At 74.7% G+C, this 18,567-nt stretch carries 19 protein-coding genes and 1 riboswitch; of the genes, 9 read left to right on the forward strand and 10 right to left on the reverse strand.

Going from position 1 to position 18,567, the window contains the following annotated elements:
• The 3 genes from L7D48_RS07090 to L7D48_RS07100 form a co-directional block, all read left to right on the forward strand.
• The coding region (locus L7D48_RS07090) for a neutral/alkaline non-lysosomal ceramidase N-terminal domain-containing protein (RefSeq protein ID WP_374491507.1) at window positions 1-2,124 on the forward strand (2,124 nt) is incomplete at its 5' end.
• 70 nt (window positions 2,125-2,194) lie between these two features.
• Entirely contained in the window at window positions 2,195-3,142 is a 948-nt protein-coding gene (locus L7D48_RS07095; RefSeq protein WP_237878094.1) for an AraC family transcriptional regulator, read from the forward strand.
• A 91-nt stretch (window positions 3,143-3,233) separates the two neighbouring features.
• Window positions 3,234-4,085: a carbohydrate-binding protein gene (locus L7D48_RS07100; protein WP_237878095.1), complete on the forward strand. Its 852-nt coding sequence runs from the start codon at window positions 3,234-3,236 to the stop codon at window positions 4,083-4,085.
• 78 nt (window positions 4,086-4,163) lie between these two features.
• Here L7D48_RS07100 and L7D48_RS07105 read toward each other — a convergent pair whose 3' ends face one another.
• Entirely contained in the window at window positions 4,164-4,781 is a 618-nt protein-coding gene (locus tag L7D48_RS07105; RefSeq protein WP_237878096.1) for a hypothetical protein, read from the reverse strand.
• A 353-nt stretch (window positions 4,782-5,134) separates the two neighbouring features.
• On the opposite strand from L7D48_RS07105, the gene L7D48_RS07110 reads away from it, so the two are divergent.
• Entirely contained in the window at window positions 5,135-5,290 is a 156-nt protein-coding gene (locus L7D48_RS07110) for a hypothetical protein (RefSeq protein ID WP_237878097.1), read from the forward strand.
• 40 nt (window positions 5,291-5,330) lie between these two features.
• Here L7D48_RS07110 and L7D48_RS07115 read toward each other — a convergent pair whose 3' ends face one another.
• Window positions 5,331-6,473: a LysR family transcriptional regulator gene (locus L7D48_RS07115; protein WP_374491531.1), complete on the reverse strand. Its 1,143-nt coding sequence runs from the start codon at window positions 6,471-6,473 to the stop codon at window positions 5,331-5,333.
• Window positions 6,474-6,791: 318 nt separating this feature from the next.
• On the opposite strand from L7D48_RS07115, the gene snpA reads away from it, so the two are divergent.
• Window positions 6,792-7,448 carry a snapalysin gene (snpA, locus tag L7D48_RS07120; protein WP_237878099.1) on the forward strand — a complete coding sequence of 219 codons (657 nt, stop codon included), beginning with the start codon at window positions 6,792-6,794 and terminating at the stop codon, window positions 7,446-7,448.
• Window positions 7,449-7,641: 193 nt separating this feature from the next.
• On the opposite strand, the gene L7D48_RS07125 is transcribed toward snpA, so the two are convergent.
• The 6 genes from L7D48_RS07125 to L7D48_RS07150 all read right to left on the reverse strand — a co-directional run bounded on the left by L7D48_RS07125 (window position 7,642) and on the right by L7D48_RS07150 (window position 13,457).
• Window positions 7,642-8,652, reverse strand: coding sequence for a zinc-binding dehydrogenase (locus L7D48_RS07125; RefSeq protein WP_237878100.1), 1,011 nt, complete (start codon window positions 8,650-8,652; stop codon window positions 7,642-7,644).
• Between the two features lie 139 nt (window positions 8,653-8,791).
• Window positions 8,792-9,826 (reverse strand): glutathione S-transferase family protein, encoded by a 1,035-nt coding sequence (locus tag L7D48_RS07130; RefSeq protein WP_237878101.1) that lies wholly within the window; start codon window positions 9,824-9,826, stop codon window positions 8,792-8,794.
• A gap of 159 nt (window positions 9,827-9,985) precedes the next feature.
• Complete coding sequence (locus L7D48_RS07135) at window positions 9,986-10,465, reverse strand: VOC family protein (RefSeq protein WP_237878102.1); 480 nt, start codon at window positions 10,463-10,465, stop codon at window positions 9,986-9,988.
• 44 nt (window positions 10,466-10,509) lie between these two features.
• The gene (locus tag L7D48_RS07140) at window positions 10,510-11,499 is read right to left on the reverse strand and encodes a helix-turn-helix domain-containing protein (protein ID WP_237878103.1); all 990 of its coding nucleotides are present in this window, start codon (window positions 11,497-11,499) and stop codon (window positions 10,510-10,512) included.
• A gap of 50 nt (window positions 11,500-11,549) precedes the next feature.
• Window positions 11,550-12,251, reverse strand: coding sequence for an FMN reductase (locus L7D48_RS07145; protein ID WP_237878104.1), 702 nt, complete (start codon window positions 12,249-12,251; stop codon window positions 11,550-11,552).
• Between the two features lie 84 nt (window positions 12,252-12,335).
• The gene (locus L7D48_RS07150) at window positions 12,336-13,457 is read right to left on the reverse strand and encodes an LLM class flavin-dependent oxidoreductase (RefSeq protein ID WP_237878121.1); all 1,122 of its coding nucleotides are present in this window, start codon (window positions 13,455-13,457) and stop codon (window positions 12,336-12,338) included.
• Between the two features lie 204 nt (window positions 13,458-13,661).
• Between L7D48_RS07150 and L7D48_RS07155 the strand changes: the two genes are divergently transcribed.
• Window positions 13,662-13,850: a hypothetical protein gene (locus L7D48_RS07155; protein ID WP_237878105.1), complete on the forward strand. Its 189-nt coding sequence runs from the start codon at window positions 13,662-13,664 to the stop codon at window positions 13,848-13,850.
• A 61-nt stretch (window positions 13,851-13,911) separates the two neighbouring features.
• Here L7D48_RS07155 and L7D48_RS07160 read toward each other — a convergent pair whose 3' ends face one another.
• On the reverse strand, window positions 13,912-14,226 hold the full coding sequence (locus L7D48_RS07160; RefSeq protein WP_237878106.1) for a multidrug efflux SMR transporter: 315 nt from the start codon (window positions 14,224-14,226) through the stop codon (window positions 13,912-13,914).
• A 39-nt stretch (window positions 14,227-14,265) separates the two neighbouring features.
• A riboswitch (guanidine-III (ykkC-III) riboswitch) is annotated at window positions 14,266-14,329 on the reverse strand.
• Window positions 14,330-14,423: 94 nt separating this feature from the next.
• Here L7D48_RS07160 and L7D48_RS07165 point away from each other — a divergent pair.
• The 3 genes from L7D48_RS07165 (at window position 14,424) to L7D48_RS07175 (ending at window position 17,262) form a co-directional block, all read left to right on the forward strand.
• Complete coding sequence (locus L7D48_RS07165; protein ID WP_237878107.1) at window positions 14,424-15,719, forward strand: endonuclease Q family protein; 1,296 nt, start codon at window positions 14,424-14,426, stop codon at window positions 15,717-15,719.
• Between the two features lie 112 nt (window positions 15,720-15,831).
• A complete protein-coding gene (locus L7D48_RS07170; RefSeq protein ID WP_237878108.1) occupies window positions 15,832-16,494 on the forward strand; it encodes a dienelactone hydrolase family protein in 663 nt (220 codons plus the stop codon).
• Between the two features lie 114 nt (window positions 16,495-16,608).
• Window positions 16,609-17,262 carry a phosphoribosyltransferase gene (locus L7D48_RS07175; RefSeq protein ID WP_237878109.1) on the forward strand — a complete coding sequence of 218 codons (654 nt, stop codon included), beginning with the start codon at window positions 16,609-16,611 and terminating at the stop codon, window positions 17,260-17,262.
• Between the two features lie 53 nt (window positions 17,263-17,315).
• On the opposite strand, the gene L7D48_RS07180 is transcribed toward L7D48_RS07175, so the two are convergent.
• Entirely contained in the window at window positions 17,316-18,488 is a 1,173-nt protein-coding gene (locus tag L7D48_RS07180) for an epoxide hydrolase family protein (RefSeq protein ID WP_237878110.1), read from the reverse strand.
• Window positions 18,489-18,567 lie beyond the last annotated feature (79 nt).

Below are 18,567 nucleotides of genomic sequence, written 5' to 3' on the forward strand. Positions count from 1 at the left end.
ACCCCGGACGCCCCCGCCCGTACACCGGGCAGCAGCCGCCGCGGCGTCCTGCGCGCCACCGCCGCGACGGCCGGGCTCGGCCTCGCCGGGCTCCCCGCGGCCGCGGCCCACGCCGCCCAAGGCACCACCGCCGGCCGCACCTCCGCCGCACCCGGGCAGGCCGACACCGCGGGGGCCGGCTCCTATCTGGTGGGACGCGGCATCGCGGACGCCACCGGGGAGGTCGCCGAGGTCGGCATGATGGGCTACGGGCGCACCGACCAGCAGGCCCAGGGCCTGCACAACCGGCTGCGGGCCCGCGCCTTCGTCATCGCCGACCGGGCCCGGGACGGAAGCGCCGGGGAGCGGGTGGCCCTCGTCGTGGTCGACTCCCCCATGATCTTCTCCAGCGTGCACCAGGCGGTGCTGCGCGCCCTGGACGAGCGGTACGGCGGCCTCTACAACGCCCGCAACACCATGATCACCGCCACCCACACCCACGCCGGGCCGGGCGGCTACTCCCACCACCTGCTCTACAACATCACCACGCTCGGCTTCCACGCCAAGACCTTCGACGCGGTGGTGCGCGGCATCGTGGAGGCCGTGGGCCGGGCCCACGCCGACCTGGCGCCCGCCGAACTCTCCCTTTCCCACGGGGAGTTGCGCGGGGCCAGCGCCAACCGTTCCCGCGCCGCCTTCGACCGCAACCCGGCCGACGTCAAAGCCCACTTCCCCGACGCGATCGACCCGCTCACCACGCTGCTGCGGATCGAGCGGCAGGGGCGGCTGGTGGGGGCGGTCAACTGGTTCGCCACCCACTGCACCAGCATGTCCGGCGACAACCGGCTCATCAGCGCCGACAACAAGGGATACGCCGCCTACCACTGGGAGCGCGAGGTGGCGGGCGCGGACTATCTGGCCGACGGCGCGCCCGAGGTGATCGCCGCCTTCGCGCAGACCAACGCCGGCGACATGTCCCCCAACCTCGACCTGGAGCCGCCGGCCACGCCGGAGGACTTCGAGCGCACCCGCGCCAACGGCCTGCTCCAGTACGAGGCCGCCGCGCGGCAGTTGGACCGGCCCGGCACCCGGCTGTCGGGGGGCGTGGACTCCCGGCTGGTGTACGTGGACCTCTCCGACGTCACCGTGGAGGCGGAGTTCACCGGTGACGGGCGCACCCACAGGACGGCCAAGCCGGCCGTCGGCGCGGCCATGGCGGCGGGCAGCACGGAGGACGGGCCGGCCTTCCCCGGCTTCTCCGAGGGCGAGAACCCCTTCTGGGACGCGATCTCCCACTCGGTGGTCTACACCGTCTCGCCGGAGCTGCGCGATGCCCACGCGCCCAAGGCGATCGCCGTGCCCATCGGGGAGATGAACCGGGTCTACCCCTGGGTGCAGGAGATCGTGCCCGTACAGCTGGTGCGGATCGGCCGCCTGTACCTGATCGGCGTCCCCGGCGAGGTCACCATCGCGGCGGGGCTGCGGCTGCGGCGCACCGTCGCGAAGGCCACCGGCGCGGACCTGGACGACGTGCTGGTGGCGGGCTACGCCAACTCCTACTTCCACTACCTCACCACCCCCGAGGAGTACGACGCCCAGCACTACGAGGGCGGCAGCACCCTCTTCGGCCGCTGGCAACTGCCCGCGATCCAGCAGATCTCGGCGGAGCTGGCCCGTGCGATGCGCGAGGGGCGGGCGCTGCCGACCGGCCCGGAGCCGCCCGACCTGTCCGCCGCACCGCTCGCCCTCCAGCCGCCGATCGTGCTGGACGCCCCGCAGATCGGGCGCTCTTTCGGGGACGTGCTGAGCCAGCCGCGCGAGGGCTACCGGGCCGGCGAGCGGGTCACGGCCGTGTTCGCCGGCGCCCATCCCGGCAACGACCTGCACCGGGGCAGCACTTACCTGCGGGTGGAGCGGTACGAGGGCGGGGCGTGGCGCACGGTCGCCGACGACGGCGACTGGTCGACGGCCTTCCGCTGGGAGCGCGACGGGATCGCCGCCTCGAAGGTGACCGTCACCTGGGACGTGCCCGCCGACGCCGTCCCCGGCCGCTACCGCGTCCGCTACCACGGCGACGCCAAGCCCCTGGTGGGCGGCGCCCGTTCCTTCTCCGGCACCACGCGCGCGTTCACCGTGCAGGCCTGACCCTTCCCGGCGGCCGGGCGTCCCGCACTATGCTCCACCGGGCCGCCCGGCCGCCGGGGAGGTGGGTGGAGTGACGTACGAGCCGGTACCGCTGCACCGGCTGGAGGTGCCCGCGCCGAACGCGCTGCCGTTCGCCATCGGCTCCTTCGACACCATCGGGCCGCTGTCACGCGCCGGCTTCCCGCACCGGCACGTCTTCCACGAGATCGTGTACGTCACCAGCGGCCGCGGCACCCATGTGGTGGACGCGGTGCCGTGGCGGCTGAGCCCGCCGAACCTCTGCGCGGTCGCCCCCGGGCAGGTGCACCACTGGCGCGGGGTCTCGGGCCTGAACGGCTGGGTGGTGCTGTTCACCGACGACTTCCTGCTGGAGCACCCGGAGGACCGCGAGACGCTGCGGGGATTGCGGGAGCGGCCGTGGCTGCGGCCGCCGCGCGAGGAGGCGGTACGGCTCTCGGCGCTGCTGCGGGAGATGGACCGGGAGTACCGCGGCCGGGGTGAGGGGTTCGCCTCCGTCCTCCAGTCCTATCTGCACGTCCTCCTCGTCCGCGCGAGCCGGCTGCCCGGCGGCGTCCCGCCCGCCGCCGCGGCCGGGCCGGAGGGCGGGCGGGTCTCCGGGGCGGCCCGGGAGTTCGGCCGGCTGCTGGAGGAGCCGGAGGCCGGACGGCTGTCGGTGCGCGAGTGCGCGGCGCGGCTGGGGGTGTCGGCCGGCCACCTGAACGAGACGGTCAAGCGGGCCACCGGGCGCACCCCGGGGCAGCTTCTGCGGCGGGCGCGGGTGCTGGAGGCCAAACGGCTGCTGACGGGGACGGGGATGACGGTGGGCCAGGTGGCCCGGCAGGCGGGCTTCGCCGATCCGGCGTACTTCTGCCGCTTCTTCCGCCGGGAGACCGGTGTCACGCCCGGCGCCTTCCGCAGCGGGGCCGGGGAGGCCGGTGGAGCGGGTACGGGCGCCGGGGCGGGCACGGACGGCGAGGCGGACCGGGACGGGACCGGAACGAATCACCACGACCGCTGAGTCCTGTCCATCGCCTCCACCCGGACACCCGCATAGGTTCAGACCTGTTCGCGAAAGGTCCATACCACCTTCCCCGACAGCAGGAGAACCCGTGGAAGACCACGCCACCCCCCGCCCCGCAAGCGACTCCGGGTCGGCCTCCGGGCCGCGCCCCATCAGCCGCAAGAGCGTGCTCAAGGGGGCGCTGCTGGCCGCTCCCCTGCCGCTGCTCGCCGGCGGCGCACCGGCCCTGGCCCGCACCCTGCGGCCGTCGTCCGCCGGTGAACCGCTCCCGCTCACCCCGTACTGCGACGACGGGGACGACCCCACACCACCGCAGATGGAGGGCCCGTACTTCAGGCCGAACTCACCGCGCCGCACCTCGCTGGTCGACGCGGGCACCCAGGGCACGCGGCTGACCGTCAGCGGGTACGTGTTCGGCCGGGCCTGCCAGCCGCTCGCGGACGTGCTGCTGGACTTCTGGCAGGCGGACGCGGGCGGCGCCTACGACAACACCGGCTACCGGTTCCGCGGCCACCAGTACACCGACGCGCGGGGGGCGTTCGAACTCACCACGATCGTCCCCGGCCTGTACCCGGGCCGCACCCGGCACATCCACGTCAAGGCGCAGGCGCCGGGCCGCCCCGTGCTGACCACCCAGCTCTACTTCCCGGGCGAGCCGCGCAACGGCACCGACTCGATCTTCGACCCCGCGCTGCTGATGAACGTGCGGACGGTCGGCTCGGCGAAGGAGGCGACGTTCGACTTCGTCCTCGACGTCTCCCGGACGCCGCCGCCCACCCCGCCCCCCGGCGGCCCCGGCGGCACCTGGCGCGCGGGGGTGGACTACCGGGCCGGCGACCGGGTGGAGTACGGCGGAGCCTCCTACACGTGCCTCCAGGCGCATCTGTCCCAGGCAGGCTGGGAGCCGCCGAACACCCCGGCCCTGTGGCGGCGGGCCTGATCCCGGCCCGCCGATCCCCGCCCGCCGAGCCACGCCTTCCGGGCCCGCCACCGGATCCGGCGGCGGGCCCGGGCTCGGTCAGTCGGCCGCCGCGGCCCCGGCCTGCGGGCCGCGGTGGGAGCCGAGGCAGGCCAGGAGTCCGTCGCGGTGCAGTCCGGCGACCGGCTCCATCAGGTCGGGATGCCGCAGCAGGGGCGCGGCCTGCCGGTCGAGCCCGTCGGGAGCGGCCAGCCTGCGGAAGTCGACGGCCAGCCCCCGCGCGTGCTCGCTGCGCAGGGCCCCGGCCACCGCCTCCTCCACCAGATCCGGCGAGGTCAGCAGGCAGGCCGCCCAGCTGGCGAGGACCTCGTCCACCCAGGTGCGCCAGGCGCTCCCCGTCTCACCGGGCTCGCGGGGCACGGGGATCCACGGCAGACCGGCGGACGTGCCGCCGGGATCGCAGGAGGTGTCGGGACCGGCCGGGTCCGGGGCCGCCGCGCCGGTGATCCGGTCCAGCCGCAGGGCGCCGCCCGGTCCGGCGAACGCCACCAGCGCGGCGTCCAGCGGCGTCGGATAGCGCAGCCAGGCCGCGACCGTGACCGCCTGGCGCGCCTGCGCCTCGGCCAGGGAGGCGCTGAGCACGCCGCCGGCGGTCGGGTAGGCGCGGACCAGCCACCGGGTGGTGGCGGCTATGACGGAGGAGAGATCAGCAGACACCTTGGTCCCGCATTTCGGAAGGGCGGATTCCGGTATTCGGTACCTCGATGGTAACGAGCCCCGCCCGGGCCGCCGGGGTGAATTGCGCCACCGGGCATCCGGCGGCGCGTGGAGCACCGCACCGGGAGGCGGATCAGGAGGGAGGGCGCGCGGAGGGGGTCTCGTCACCGGCCGTGCGCCGGGCTACGGTGACCTGTGACAGCCGCGCCTTCGATGGTGACCGCACCGGCGGCGCGGGCGGCCAGGCGGGACACGGCGGAAGGGGAACTGCCGTTGAACTGCACCACATGCGGAGCCACCGTGATCCAGGGCCCCGACGGGCGCTGGTCCTGCGGCAACTGCGGAGCCACCGGATGACCCCGTCACACTCCGACGTCCCGGCGCACGACGTGGCCGTGATGCACTGCGCCCAGTGCGGCTGGTCGGTCCAGGAGGGGCCGCACGGCGGCTATGTGTGCACCCAGTGCTTCCACACCGTCGAACCGCCGCTGGACCTCGGCAGGGGCTGATCCGGGAGCGTCCACCGCACACACCTCGTCCCCGCACACCTCACCCGCGCGCCCGGGGCACGCGCGGTGCGGTGCTGTGCGGAGCGGGCCGCCGTGCGGCGCGGGGCGGGCCGGGCACCGCGGCCAGGACGTGCTCCGGCAGGCCGTCCGCGGCGTCCGTACGACCGGACGTGCGGCCTGGCGCCGGCACACCGGGGGGCTCGGCGGCGGACGGCGCGGGGCCGGGGCCGCCCTCCGGCGGGGGGAGCAGCGCACCGCCGTGGCGCAGCAGCCACCAGCGGTAGGCGGGGCTGGCCCAGGCGACCTCGGCGTAGGCGGCCATGAGGTCGGCGCGCAGGCCGCCGATCTCGGCCGCCGACGGACTGTCCGACCGGCAGGCCAGTAACAGCCGTACCGCCAGCGGGTCGCCGCGCAGCGGGCGGATGACCATCCCCTGGCGCTGCTGGGAGACGGGCTGGCACACGCTCACCGCCTCGCCTCCCGCGATCAGCGCCGCGGCGGTGGTGTTGTCGGGCACGTGGACCATGCGCGGGTTCAGTCCGGCGGTCGCGAAGGCGCGGCGCGTGGCGGCCCACTCCCCGTCCGCCGTGAAGTCGACGATCCACTGGTCGTCGGCGAGATCGGCCATGTCGACCACCCGGCGGCCGGCCTGGGGGTGGGTCTCGGGCAGGGCGATGAACTGCGGTTCCCTGGCGACCAGGACGTGCTGTTCCACTCCCGGGGGGAAGCGCAGCGGGAAGCCCTCCGGCTCGTGGACGAAAGCCACGTCCACCTGCCCGTCGGCGACCGTCTGGAGCAGCGAGTTGGCCGAGACGTCGATGTGGATCCCCGTCTCGGCGCCGGGGTAGCGGTCCCGGAGCCTGCGCACCCATCCGGCCACGGCACGGCTGGCCGTGCTGCCGATCCGCAGCCGCGCCTCTCCGGCCAGTGCCGCCGCGCTCCTCGCCTCGCTCACCAGGGCCGCCATGTCGGCGACGATCGGGCGTGCGCGGCAGAGCACGGACCGCCCCAGGGCCGTGGGACGGCTGCCCGTGCGCTCCCGGGTGAACAGCCGTCCGCCGATGGCGTTCTCGATACGGCGCAGCTGCGTCGTCAGGGAGGGCTGGCTCATGCCCAGGCGCAGCGCCGCCTTGCGGACGCTGCCGGCGTCGGCGATGGCGCACAGCACACGCAGATGCCTCACGTCGAGCTCCACACCTGGAGGATAACGACGCCCCAACAGGCGGCACCAGCCGTCCAAACGCCACCGAAACGGCATGCCCGGCGTTCCCGGCGCGCGAGTCGGGCCGTCCAGGGCCGTTCCGGCGGGTCCTCGGCGTGCCTTCCCCGGCCGGGAGATCGGGCGGTGCGATCACGGGTGATAGTCCGGCGCTATCGCCGGTTGGCATCATCCCGGCGGCGCGGAGGTCGAACACAATCCTGACTGACCGAAGTTCCTCCGCCGGACCCGGCCCCCACATGTTCCGCACCCGGGTTCACCGACGAGAAGGAGACCCCCCACATGAAGTCCTCCAGAGCGGCCCTGGCCGCGGCGCTCGGTTTGGGCACGGCCCTGAGCCTGACCGCGGTGCCGGCCTCCGCGGCCCCCGCCCAGGCCGACCGGCTCCCCGCCTCGATCGCCGCGTACTCCGGCTCCGCCGCCGACCAGGCCAACACCAGGGCCTTCTTCGAGGCCGTGATGGAGTCCGCGCTGTCCAAGCAGCGGGCCACGGGGGCGCAGGCCGTCACGGTCGTCTACGACGCCAGCCGGGCGCCCTCGTTCGCCACCGAGATATCCCGCAGCGCCCAGATCTGGAACTCCTCGGTCAGCAACGTGCGCCTGGTCTCGGGCAGCAACGCCGACTTCCGGTACTACGAGGGCAACGACTCGCGCGGCTCCTACGCCAGCACCGACGGCCGCGGCAACGGCTACATCTTCCTGGACTACCGGCAGAACCAGGTCTACAACTCCACCCGCGTCACCTCGCACGAGACCGGCCATGTGCTGGGCCTGCGGGACAACTACTCCGGGCCGTGCAGCGAGCTGATGTCCGGCGGCGGCCCCGGCCCGTCCTGCACCAACGCCTACCCCAACGCCGCCGAGCGCAGCCGGGTCAACCAGATCTGGTCGTACGGCCTGAGCGCCTTCCAGAAGGAGTCCGCCGCCAAGGCCCGCTGACGACGGCCGACCAGCGCGGCCGCCCGCCGGCCCGGCGTTTTCCTCCCCCCACGGACGCCGGTCCGGCGGCCCCACTCCGGCGCCGGGCAGGAGAGACGAGACCCTGCCCGGCGCCGGCGCCCACCTCTCGCGCGGCCCGTACCGCCGAAGCCCCGTCGGCACACCGCCGCGCGGAGGCCTCGCCGGCGCCGCGTCAGGGGCGCAGGATCAGCCGGACCGGGTTGCCCTCCTTGCGCAGCAGCCGGTCCACCGCCTCCCCCGCCTCCGCCAGCGGCAGCACCCCGCTGACCGACCGCGAGAACTCCAGCCGGTGCCGCCGCACCAGTTCGACGAGCTGCACCACATGCTCGTCGAAGGAGCCGTAGTGACCCAGCACCTGCTGCTGGAAGTAGCTGAAGGCGGTGCCGTCGGTGATGGTCAGCGGCTTGTCGGTGAGCCCGACCAGCACCAGCCTGCCGCCCTGCCCCAGGCAGCGCACCGCCTGCTCCCGAACCGCCGGCACCCCGGCGAAGTCGAAGGCGACGGCCAGCCCGGCCCCGCCGGTCTCCCCCCGCACCCGGGCGGGCAGTTCGGGGTCGTCCGCGGAGAGGGCCAGGTCGGCGCCGAAGGCCAGGGCCCGTTCGCGCGCCTCGGGCAGGGGATCGACGGCGATGATCGGCGCGGCGCCCACCAGGCGCAGCAGTTGCACGCCGTGCACGCCCAGACCGCCCGCGCCCCAGACACCGGCCGGGCGCGCGGGCTCGGTGCGGGCGGTGGCGGTGATGGCGGCCCACGGGGTGGACACCGCGTCCGGGATGATCGCGGCCTGCTCGAAGGGCAGCTCGTCCGGGATGCGCACCAGCGTCGACTCGGTCGCCACCGCGTACTCGGCCCAGCCCCCGTCGTAGTCCACGCCGCGGGTCCACACCGCCCCCTCCCGCTCCTCCCCGGCCTGGAGCAGGACGCGCTGCCCCGGCCGCCACCGGGTCACACCCGCGCCCGGCTCGGCGACGACGCCCGCGACCTCGTGGCCGAGGGTGACGGTGTCCCCGGGCAGGTACAGCGGGGTGAGCGTGCCGTCGATCAGGTGCACGTCCGACAGGCAGACCCCCGCGGCCTCCACCTTGACCAGCACCTCCCCCGGCCCCGGGCGCGGGGTGGGCACCTCCTCCACCGAGAAGGCGCGCGTCTTCACGTCCAGCCGTCCGGCGAGCACGGTGACCACCTGTCTCCCACGTCGGTGCCTGCGTTTCTCCTCGCGTTCCCGCCGGGGTACCCGCGCCGCAGACGGGGAATGCGGCCCGGCCGGTGATTTCGTACTCCGCCGGGCCGCTCCCGGTCACGGGTCCGGGAGCGGCACCGGGTCAGGCCCCGGATCCGGCGTCGGCCCGGCCCCGCGCGGGGATCTCCTCCGCCGCGGGCGGCGGGCCGGGCGGGGTCCCGTCGCCGAAGGGCCGCCCGCCCAGCTCCTCGCGGTGGTGCGGGGTCAGCCAGCCGGACGGGTCCGGGCCCAGCGGCACGATCTGGGTGGGGTTGATGTCGGTGTGCACCTGGTAGTAGTGGCGCTTGATGTGGTCGAAGTCGACCGTGTCGCCGAAGCCGGGGGTCTGGAAGAGGTCGCGGGCGTAGGCCCACAGCACCGGGTCCTCGGTCAGCTTATTGCGGTTGCACTTGAAGTGGTTGTGGTAGACCGCGTCGAAGCGCACCAGGGTGGTGAACAGCCGCACGTCGGCCTCGGTGATGGTGTCCCCCACCAGGTAGCGGCGGCCGGCCAGGCGCTCGGAGAGCCGGTCCCAGCAGGCGAACAGGTTGCGGTAGGCGCGCTCGTAGGCCCGCTCGCTCTTGGCGAACCCGGCCAGGTACACACCGTTGTTCAGGTTGCGGTAGACGTCCTCCATCACCTCGTCGATCTCGTCGCGCAGCGGCTCGGGGTACAGGTCGGGCGCGCCGTCGCGGTGCAGCGCGGTCCACTCGGTGGCCAGGTCGAGCGTGATGCGCGGGTAGTCGTTGGTGACGAGCACGCCGCTGGGGACGTCGACGATCGCCGGGACGCTGATGCCGCCGTCGTAGCCGGGCTCGCGGGCGGCGTACGCCTCGCCGAGGAAGGCGATGCCCAGCACCGGGTCCCGGCCGTCCGGGTCCAGGGTGAAGCGCCAGCTGCGCTCGTCCTGCAGGGGGTCGGTGACCGCCAGGGAGATCGCGTCCTCCAGGCCGAGCAGCCGCCGCACCACCAGGGCGCGGCTCGCCCAGGGGCAGGCCCGGCTGACCACCAGCCGGTACCGTCCGGCCTCGACCGGCCAGCCGTCGGCGCCGTCGGCCGTGATGCGGTCGGTGAAGTGGCTCGGGGACCTCTTGTACTCGGCTGTCGTGCTGCCGGGGTTGCCGACGCTGGTCGTCATGGGGGTTGTCTTCCTCTCGGGATCCGGGGCTCTCGAAACGCCCCGGCCGTCCGGCTCGCCGACTCGCCGGCTCTCGGGCGACGGGGCGCGGGGTCCGGACGCCTACCCGCTTGCGCGCCCCGGCACCCGTACGCCCGGCGGCCCCGGCTCCCGGCCCCGTCAGCGCTCGGCGGCGGCCCGTTCCGGACGCGCCGCCCCGCGCGGCTCGCCGCGGTAGGTGCCGAACTGCCAGCGGTTGCCCTCGATGTCGCGCACGGCGAAGTCGCGGGAACCGTGGTCGGTGTCGTACGGCTCCCTCAGCACCCGCGCACCGGAGCGCACGGCCCGCGTGAAGAGTTCGTCGGGGCGTGCGGTGACGACGTACGCGCCGAAGCTCCCCGGCTCCAGGGGCCAGGGGTCGTCGTCGCCACCGCGCACCGAGCCGAGCATGATCCCGCCGCCCTCGGGCCAGTCCAGCTGCGCGTGGTGGACGGTGTCCGCGTCCGCGCCCTCGCCCCTGACGACCAGTGTCTCCTCGAAGCCGAACGCGTCGGTCAGGAAGCGGATCAGCGCCGGGGCGTCGTGGGCCCGCAGCGTCGGCCACACCATGGGGTGCGGTGCCGTGGGGTGCGGTACCGTGCCGTTCGTGCCTGCCGTCATCTCTGCCGCTCTCCTTCGTCGGGTCGCTTCCGGGTTCTCGCGGCTCACCCCTCCTCGGTGAGCCCCCGCACGTCCCACTGTGGTGCCGGGGCGCCCTCGGCGGCTTGGACGTTTCGGAACAGCGTGCCGTGCTCCCGCTCCAGCCAGCGGCTGGGCGCGCAGCCCGCCAGCGCCCGGAACTCCCGGGCCAGATGGGCCTGGTCGAAGTAACCGCACTCGGCCGCCAGTGCGGCCAGCCCCAGCTCGCCCGCGCCCGCGCCCGCCACAACCGTCCCGGCAGCCCGGGCGGCCCCGGCGGCCCGGGCCTCCAGCAGCCGGCGGGCCCGGTCGAAGCGGACCACCCGGGCCGCGGCCTTGGGTGTGAGCCCGATCTCGGTGCGGAAGCGGCCGGTCAGGTGCCGGGTGCTCCAGCCGGCCTCCTCGGCCAGTTCCGGGACGGAGACGGTGCCGCCGGAGGCCAGCAGCCGGTGCCAGGCCCGCGCCACCTCGGGGCGCGCGGTCCGCTCCGGGCGCAGCAGACGCGGCAGGACGCGGTCCAGTACGGCGAAGCGCTCCGGCCAGGTCGCGGCCTGCCGCAGCCGGTCGTGGAGCTCGGCGCAGTGCCGCCCGAGCACGGCGTCGGCGGGCACGTCCAGATGTGCCAGCTCGCCGGCGGGCGGCCCCAGCAGGGCCCGTGCGCCCAGCGGGCCGAGCGCGATCTGGACGCCCGACTGCCTGCCCTCGTGGGCGATCAGCGCGGGCGCCGCGTGAAGGCCGCCCAGCAGTGTGTCGTAGTGGCCGGGCGGCTGCCGGGGATCGGGATGGGCGGCCACGGTGAGCCGGTCGTCCAGGGTGAGGATCAGCGTCAGGTACGGGGAGGGCAGACCGCGGTGGAGGGCCGGCGGCAGACCGGTCTGGAGGTAGCCGGTGTACCGGGCGACGTACGGCCGCAGGGCGGGGGCCGGTCGGCGGCACACGTACTCGTCGACCGCCCCACCGCCGGCCCCGGGGCCGGCGGGGCGGCCGGCGGGGCCGGTTCCGGTCGCGGTGCCCATACGGTCCAGTATCGGTCCCGGGCGGACGCGGCGGGCGGGGCGCGGGCGGATCAGTCCAGGCCGAGAGCCGCCAGGTGCCGGGCGAAGGGGACGACGGTCTCCGTCTGCCCTGTCCCGTCGACCGCAGTGGCCCCGCCGGCCGCGCCGGCCGCCTCGTTCGCACCGTTCGCGCCCGTCGCACCGGGCCTCCCGGCGGGCCTCGGCCGGGCCCCGAGCAGTTCCGCGAGCTCCTGCCCCGCCCGTTCGATCCGGGCCGACAGCTCGCCCACCCTCTCGTCCACGCCGCCCCAGTCCTCGGAGGCGGCGTAGACGGCGGTGGGGACGGTGACCGCCCGCAGGTAGGCGAACATCGGGCGCATGGCGTGCTCGATGACCAGGGAGTGGCGCGGTGTGCCGCCGGTCGCGGCCATCAGGACCGGCTTGCCGTGCAGCGCGGTGTTGTCGATGACGTCGAAGAAGGACTTGAACAGGCCGCTGTAGGAGGCGGTGAAGACCGGGGTGACCGCTATCAGGCCGTCCGCCTCCGTCACCGCCTCGACCGCCTCGGCCAGGGCGGGGCCGGGGAAGCCGGTGACCATGTTGTGGGCGATGTCGGTGGCCAGGTCGCGCAGTTCCACCACCCGTGTCTCCACCGGACGCTCCCCGCCCTCCAGGTGCCGCCGGGCCGCCTGCGCCAGCCGGTCGGCGAGCAGGCGGGTGGAGGAGGGGCGGCCGAGGCCGGCCGAGACGGCCGTGATCCGGATGGGTTCCATGGTTGTGCTCCTACGGGTCCTGTGCGGGGCGTCCGGTGTGCCCGGTGGTGTCCGGGCAGGATGCGGCGGCTGCGCCGGGCCTTGTCAGGCCGTGGCGCCGGGGGCCGCGGCTCCTGTTCCGGCCTCGGTCCCCGCCTCGCGGCGGGCGAGGAGGGAGGCGTGCGTGGGGGCGTCCGGCACCTGCGCGGGGCGCCTGGCGGCGAACTCCTCGCGCAGCACGGGCACGACCTCCTCGCCGAGCATGTCGATCTGCTCCAGCACGGTCTTCAGCGGCAGCCCGGCGTGGTCCATCAGGAAGAGCTGGCGCTGGTAGTCGCCGGCGTAGTCGCGGAAGGCGAGGGTCTTCTCGACGACCTGCTGCGGGCTGCCCACCGTCAGCGGGGTCTGCTCGGTGAAGTCCTCCAGCGACGGCCCGTGTCCGTAGACGGGCGCGTTGTCGAAGTAGGGGCGGAACTCGCGGACGGCGTCCTGGGAGTTGCGCCGCATGAACACCTGGCCGCCGAGGCCGACGATCGCCTGCTCGGCGGTGCCGTGGCCGTAGTGGGCGTAGCGCTCCCGGTACAGGGAGACCATGCGCTGGGTGTGCTCCTTGTTCCAGAAGATGTTGTTGTGGAAGAAACCGTCGCCGTAGTAGGCGGCCTGCTCGGCGATCTCCGGGGAGCGGATGGAGCCGTGCCAGACGAACGGCGGGACGCCGTCGAGCGGGCGCGGGGTGGAGGTGAAGCCCTGCAGGGGGGTGCGGAAGCGGCCCTGCCAGTCCACCACGTCCTCGCGCCACAGCTTGTGCAGCAGCGCGTAGTTCTCGATCGCCAGCGGGATGCCCTGGCGGATGTCCTGCCCGAACCAGGGGTAGACCGGCCCGGTGTTGCCCCGCCCCAGCATCACGTCCACGCGTCCGTCGGCCAGGTGCTGGAGCATCGCGAAGTCCTCCGCGATCTTGACCGGGTCGTTGGTGGTGATCAGGGTGGTGGAGGTGGACAGGATCAGGCGCTCGGTGCGGGCCGCGATCCAGCCGAGCATGGTCGTCGGCGAGGAGGGCACGAAGGGCGGGTTGTGGTGCTCGCCGGTGGCGAAGACGTCCAGGCCCACCTCCTCGGCCTTGAGCGCGATGGCGACCATGGCCTTGATGCGCTCGTGCTCGGTGGGCGTCCGGCCCGTGGTCGGGTCCGGGGTGACGTCGCCCACGGTGAAGATTCCGAACTGCACTGCGCTCACATCCCGATGGTTGATTGTTCAATCACTTTACCGAACAGCCGGACTCCCCTCCCTATTCCGGTTCCCCTCCCCCGCTGCTCCCCATCCGGCAGGCATGGACACCCGGGAGCGGGGAACCGCGTAGCGCGGAGTGCCCACAGCGGGCTGCCCGTACGGCCCGCACGGGCAGCCGCACGAGGCAGGGAGCGAGGCACCATGTTCAAACGCCGCCACAAGGAAGAGCAGCACGAGAAGGACAGGCGACTCAGGCAGGTCGCCAAGGAGCACGTCCGCCACCTGTCCGGCGAGACCGCCAAGGGACGGGTCGACCCGGCCACGACCGGGCGCGCCGGGCGCACCTGGCGGAAGAAGGGATCCTCCGGCAAGGACGACACCTCCCGCTGAGGAGGGCACCGGGCCGTGTGCGGTGGGGCCCGGGCCCGCGCGGGCCCGGGCCCCACCGCGCTCACTCCAGGATCTTCAGGCCCACGACACCGGCGACGATCAGCACCAGGCAGAGCACACGCCCGGTGGAGACGGGATCGCCCAGCGCGACCATTCCGTACAGCGCCGTGCACACGGCCCCGATCCCGACCCACACCGCGTACCCGGTGCCGATGGGGATGCCGCGCATCGCGTAGGCCAGGCCGCCCATGCTGAGGGCGAGGGCGACGACGAACAGCACGCTGGGCCTGAGCCGGGTCAGACCGTGCGACGCCGAGAGCGCCGCGGCCCACACCGCTTCCAGGAGCCCCGATACGACCAGTACGACCCACGCCACGACGTGACCTCCGCAGGTGATGTGCCTTGCCGCGTATGACCTGCGCCGTCTTGTCCTGCCGGGTACGGCGCGCTCGTCCGGGGCGCGGGGGCGCCACGGCCAACCTAACACCGGATCGCACGCGCCCGGCCCGCGCCCTCTGAGCGCCCCTGCGCGCCCCTCGTCATGCCGCCGCGCTTCCCGGGCACGCGTGGTACATGCGCTACTACGCCGACCTGCACGTGCACTCCCGGTACAGCAGGGCGTGCAGCCGCAACAGCGATCTGCCACACCTGGCCCGGTGGGCGCGGCGCAAGGGGATCACCGTGCTGGGCACCGGCGACTTCCTCCACCCCGTGTGGGCCGAGGTGCTGCGCGAGTCGCTGGTGCCCGCGGAGCCGGGGCTGTTCCGGCTGCGCGACGACCTCGACCGCGAGGTGCTGGAGGACCTGCCGCCGGCCTGCCGCGGCCCGCTGCGCTTCCTGCTCCAGGTGGAGGTCGCCACCAACTACCGGCGCGGCGGCCGGGGCCGCAGGATCCATCACCTGTGCTACGCGCCGGACTTCGACGCGGCCGGGCGCCTGGCCCGCGCCCTGTCCCCGTACGGCGACCTCGCCTCGGACGGACGTCCCGCCCTGGCGGTGGACTCCCGCGATCTGCTGGAGGCCGTCCTCTCCTGCGGCGAGGGCGCCTACCTGGTCCCCGCGCACGCCTGGACGCCCTGGTTCGGCGTCCTCGGCTCGAAGTCCGGCTTCGACGGCGTGGACGAGTGCTACGGCGACCTGGCCGGCCACGTCTTCGCCCTGGAGACGGGCCTGTCCTCGGACCCGGAGATGAACTGGCGGGTCTCCTCCCTGGACCGCCTCCGGCTGGTCAGCCACTCGGACGCGCACTCCCCGCCCGTCCTGGGCCGCAACGCCACCGTGTTCGACACCGAGGTGGACTACTTCGCGATCCGCCGCGCCCTGGAGACCGGCCAGGGGTACGCCGGCACCGTGGACCTGTACCCGGAGGCGGGCAAGTACCACCTGGACGGGCACCGCGCCTGCGGGGTGCGGCTGGAGCCGGCCCAGACCAGGGAGAGCGGCGGCAGGTGCCCGGTGTGCGGCAGGAAGCCGACCGTCGGCGTGCTCCACCGGGTCGAGGAGCTGGCCGACCGCGCCCCCGGGCGGAGGCCGTCCACCGGCGGTGAGGCCCTGAAGATCGTCCCGCTGCCGGAGATCGCGGGCGAGATCCTCGGTGTCGGGCCGAAGACCAAGACCGTCGGACGCGCCCTGGAGAGCCTGACCGCCGCGCTGGGCCCCGAGCTGCCGCTGCTGCTCCAGGTGCCGGTGGACCGGGTGCGCGGGGCGGGCGAGCCGGAGACGGCCGAGGCGATCGAGCGGCTGCGCGCCCACCGGGTGCGGCGCGAGCCCGGCTACGACGGCGAGTACGGCTCGGTCTCGCTGTTCGGCCCCGAGGACGCCGGGGAGCGGCGGGAGAAGCCGGCGCCGGCGGGCGGGGCGGGCCGGTAGGGCGCGCGGGGCGGCGGCAAGGGCGCACCCCCGTCCCGCTTCCGGACGCATACCGCCGCGGCCGGCGGGTACCCCGGCGGCGCACCGATCCCCACAGCACGGGAGGCGGCCGATGATTCCCCGGACACTGAGGATCCCGACCGACGGAGGAGCCGCCCTGACCGGGGACCTCACCGTGCCCGACGGGGCCCGCGGCGTCGTGGCCTTCGCCCACGGCAGCGGCAGCTCCCGGAACAGTCCGCGCAACCGGGCGGTGGCCGGGGTCCTGCAGGACGCCGGGCTGGGCACGCTCCTGTTCGACCTGCTCACCGAGGACGAGGAGCGGACGGACACGGTCACCGCCGAGTACCGCTTCGACATCCCCCTCCTCGCGCGGCGCCTGGTGGCGGCGGTCGACTGGCTCGGCGGCCGCCCGGACACCGCCCGGCTGCCGATCGGTCTGTTCGGGGCCAGCACCGGCGCCGCCGCGGCCCTGGTGGCCGCGGCCGAGCAGCCCGGCCGGGTGCGGGCCGTGGTCTCCCGGGGCGGCAGGCCCGACCTCGCGGGCGGTGCCCTGGACCGGGTCTCCGCGCCCGTCCTGCTGATCGTCGGCGGCGAGGACCGCGAGGTGCTGCGGCTGAACGAGCAGGCGGCCTCACGGCTGCCGGCCCCGTGCACGGTGCACGTGGTGCCCGGCGCCACCCATCTGTTCGAGGAGCCCGGCGCCCTCGACCAGGCCGCCGCCGCGGCCCGCGACTGGTTCGTCCGGATGGTCGGGCAGACGGTGCCCCGGTGAACCGTCCCGCCGCCGCACCACCGCCGCACCGGCGTCCGGCCCCGGCCCCGGTCTCCGCCGCACGGCACCCGGTCCCCGCGCGGCGGGGCCGCCGGAAGCGAAGGGAGACAGATCATGCGCTTCCACGACCGCACGCAGGCGGGCCGGATGCTCGCCGAGCCGCTGCGGGACCTCCAGCGCGCCGAGGAGATCGGCGACCCGCTGGTACTGGCCCTCCCCCGGGGCGGCGTCCCCGTCGGCGAGGAGGTCGCCCGCGCGCTGCACGCGCCGCTGGACGTACTGGTCGCCCGCAAGATCGGCGCGCCGTTCAACCCGGAGTTCGGCATCGGGGCCATAGCGGGCGAGGGACCGCCGCTGTTCGACGAGCGGTCCCTGCGGATGCTCGGCCTGACGGCCGGGGACCTGACCGGGCAGGTCGAGCGGGAGCGGACGGAGCTGCGCCGCCGCGAGCGCCTGTACCGCGGCGGCCGTCCCGCCCTGGAGCTGCGGGGCCGCTCGGTGATCGTCGTCGACGACGGGCTGGCCACCGGCGTCACCGCGCGCGCCGCGCTGCACGCCGCCCGCGTCATGGAGCCGGAGGTGCTGGTCCTGGCCGTCCCGGTCTCCTCCGTGCAGGCGGCCGCGGCGATGGAGCAGGTGGCCGACCGCCTGGTGTGCCTGGAGACGCCGCCGTCCTTCCAGGGGGTCGGGCAGTGGTACGAGGACTTCCACCAGGTCGGCGACGAGGAGGTGATCGCCGCGCTGAGGGCCTCGGCCGCCGCGCGCTGAGGGCCTCGGCGGCCCGGGGCCGCAGGCGCGGGGCCGCAGGCGCGGGGCCGCGTTCACCGGCTGGCGGCCAGCACTGCCGCGAGGCCTTCCCGCAGGTCCTCGGCGAAATACCCGGGAACCTCCAGCGACGGGAAGTGCCCCCCTCTTTCGGGCGTCCGCCACCGGACGATCCGCCGGTACCGCTCCTGCGCCCAGGGACGCGGACACTTCTCGACGTCACGGGGGTACATGGTGATCGCCGACGGGACGTCGACCCGGAGTCCGGGGTCGAGCGAGTTGTGGCTCTCGTAGTAGATGCGGGCCGCCGACGCGCCGGTCCGTGTCAGCCAGTAGAGGGTGACGTCGTCGAGAACGCGGTCCCTGGAGATCGTCTCGAACGGGCTGTCCTCGGTGTCCGACCACTCGGCGAACTTGTCGAGGATCCAGGCGAGGAGCCCGACCGGCGAGTCCACGAGCGAGTAGCCGATGGTCTGCGGCCGGGTCGCCTGCTGTTTGGCGTATGCCGCGCGGTGGCGCCAGAAGTCGCGGGTTTCCTCGGTCCACCCGCGCTCGGCCGGCGTCAGCCCGTCCGTCGTCAGCCCGGGCGGCGCCTCCGCGAACGTCGTGTGGATGCCCAGGACGTGCGCCGGGAACCTGCCGCCGAGAACCGTGGTGATATTGCCTCCCCAGTCTCCGCCGTGGGCCAGGAACCTGCCGTAGCCGAGCCTTCCCATCAGCTCCACCCATGCGGCCGCGATCCTCTCGGTCCCCCACCCGGTGGCGGTCGGCTTGTCGCTGTAACCGAAGCCCGGCAGCGACGGGACCACGACGTGGAAGGCCGGCGCGTCCGCGTCCTCCGGGTCCGCCAGTTCGTCCACCACGTCGACGAACCGGACAACGCTGTCCGGCCAGCCGTGCGTCAGGACCACAGGGGTGGCGTCCGCACGCGTGGACCGGCGGTGCAGGAAGTGGATTCCCAGACCGTCGACGGCCGTGCGGAACTGGCCGATGCGGTTGAGGCGCTCCTCGAACGGCCGCCAGTCGTACCCGGTGCGCCAGTAGTCCACGACATCGACGAGGTCGGCGAGGGGAACGCCCTGTTCCCATCGGCGGGGGCCGGGCGCGGCGCGGTGGACCGTCTCGGCCTCCGGCAGTCGCGCCGCGGCCAGTCGCGCACGCAGATCGTCGAGGTCGGCGTCGGTCGCGCGGGCTTCGAACGCCCGCACGTCGCGGGTGGGGCGGGGCATGGGACCTCCTGGCCGTCGCAGGACCGGCCACGAATCATCGCGAACCGGCTAAGCCGGTTCTAACACGCCGTCATCTCGG

Source organism: Streptomyces sp. ICN903, from assembly GCF_022015835.1.
GTDB classification, from domain to species: Bacteria; Actinomycetota; Actinomycetes; order Streptomycetales; family Streptomycetaceae; genus Streptomyces; species Streptomyces fenghuangensis.